We start from the raw sequence: 2,249 nt of genomic DNA on the forward strand, positions 1-2,249 counted from the left end.
GGACGCTCCCCCGCCACCAACGCCTTCCGAGCCTCGTCCGCACCCACCAGACGAAGCGCCAGACCCGCCACCGTCGGCGACTCGAACACCGCACGGATACCGATCTCCCGCCCGAAGGACGAGCGGATCCGGCTCACGAGGCGGGTGGCGAGCAGCGAGTGCCCACCGAGGTCGAAGAAGCTGTCGTCAGGACCGACGGCAGCGGGCAGGCCGAGGACGTCGGCGAAGATCTGGCAGAGCAGTTCCTCGCGGGCGTCGGCGGGCCGGCGGCCGCCGCCCGCGGCGGTGGCGGACCACTGGGGCGCGGGGAGCGCCGCCCGGTCGACCTTGCCGTTGGGCGTCAGCGGGAACTCGTCCAGTGCCACCAGGGCACCCGGAACCATGTAGTCCGGCAGCCCGGTGGCGATCTGCGCCCGGACCGCCGCCGGGTCCGCGTCGCCGACGTAGTAGGCAACCAGCTGCCGGTTCCCCGGACGATCCTCACGGACCACCGCCGTCGCCCCGGCCACGCCCGTCACGGCGTTCAGGGCGGACTCGACTTCACCCAGTTCGATACGGAAACCCCGCACCTTCACCTGGAAGTCGGTGCGGCCGATGTACTCCACCGCACCACCGGCCGTCCAGCGCACCAGGTCGCCCGTGCGGTACATCCGACCGCCCGCGGAGGAGTCGAACGGGTCCGCCACGAAACGCTCCGCCGTCAGCGACGGACGACCGAGATAGCCACGGGCCAGGCCTTCACCGGCGATGTACAGCTCACCCGGCACACCCGGGGCCACCGGACGCAGGGCCGCGTCCAGCACGTACACCCGCGTGTTGGCGATCGGGCGCCCGATCGTCACCGCATCCGAAGCCGTCACGTCCGCGACCGTCGACCAGATCGTGGTCTCGGTCGGGCCGTACAGGTTCGTCACCGAGCGGGCGGCCCCGGCCAGCGACACCGCCAGGTCCGACGGCAGCGCCTCGCCACCCACCAGCACCCGCAGGCCGGACAGGTCCACCGTGGCCTCCACGAGCGCGTGCCACAGGCTCGGCGTCGCCTGCATCACCGTCGCACCCGACGCCGACAGCAGGGCGCCCAGGACCGACGGATCCTTGACCGCCTCGCGGTCGGCGAGGACCAGGCCCGCGCCGTTCAGGAGCGGCAGATACATCTCGAGCCCGGCGATGTCGAAGCCGACCGTCGTCACCGCCAGCATCCGGTCGTCGGCGGAGAGCCGGAAACGGTCCTGCATCGAGCCGAGGAAGTTGGCCAACGCGCCATCGGGGATCACGACGCCCTTGGGGCGACCCGTGGATCCGGAGGTGTAGATCGCGTAGGCGGCCCGGCCCGGATCGCCGGGCACGCCGAGGTCACCGGCGTCGTACGCGTCGCCCGCGCCGAATCCCGCAAGGACCTCCTCGGTCAGCGTCAGCACCGGACGCGAGTCCTCGAGCACGTACGCGATGCGGTCCGCGGGGAACTCCGGGTCCACCGGAACGTACGCCGCACCCGACTTCAGGACCGCCAGCAGCGAGACCACCAGGTCCGCCGAACGCGGCAGCACCACCGCCACGAACTTCTCCGGCCCTGCACCCTGCTCCACCAGGAAGCGCGCCAGCCGGTTCGCCCGGGCATTCAACTCGCGGTACGACAAGGCGGATGCGCCGAAGGTGAGCGCCGTCGCATCCGGCGTCGCCGCCACCTGCGCCTCGAACCGCTCCGCCACCGACGCCTCGCCGGCACCGGTCACCGCCGTGTCGTTCCACTCCTCCAGCACCTGTCGCCGCTCGTCCGCACCCAGGACGTCCACCGTGCCGACCGGCTCCTCAGGAGCCGACACCAGGGCCTCGAGGACGCGGACGAACCGCTCACCCAGGTCTGCGGCACTCGCCTCGTCGAACAGGTCCGAGGCGTATTCGATCTCGCCGCTGACCCCTGCGGGCATGCCGTCACCGTCATGGTGCTCGGACAGGGCGAACGACAGGTCGAACTGCGAGACCGTCGTGGTGGAGTCGCCCTCGGAGACCTGGAGGCCGGGCAGCGCGAGCGATGCCTCGGTGTTGTTGTCGAAGATGACCATCACCTGGAAGAGCGGGTGGTGGGCCATCGAACGCTGCGGGCTCACCACTTCCACCAGGCGCTCGAAGGGCACGTCCTGGTGCGCGAAGGCGGCCAGGTCGGTCTCCCGCACCCGGGCCAGCAGCTCGCGCACCGACGGGTCGCCGGACACGTCCGTGCGCAGCACGAGCGTGTTCACGAAGAACCC

Annotated in this window: 1 protein-coding gene; it reads right to left on the reverse strand. The window is 71.5% G+C overall.

Translation table 11 applies throughout. The annotated features are described in order from the left end of the window. On the reverse strand, nucleotides 1-2,249 hold a 2,249-nt coding region (locus tag ACWGE1_RS40860; protein ID WP_453425536.1), incomplete at both ends, for a non-ribosomal peptide synthetase.

The sequence above is a fragment of the Streptomyces sp. NPDC054932 genome, assembly GCF_053610205.1.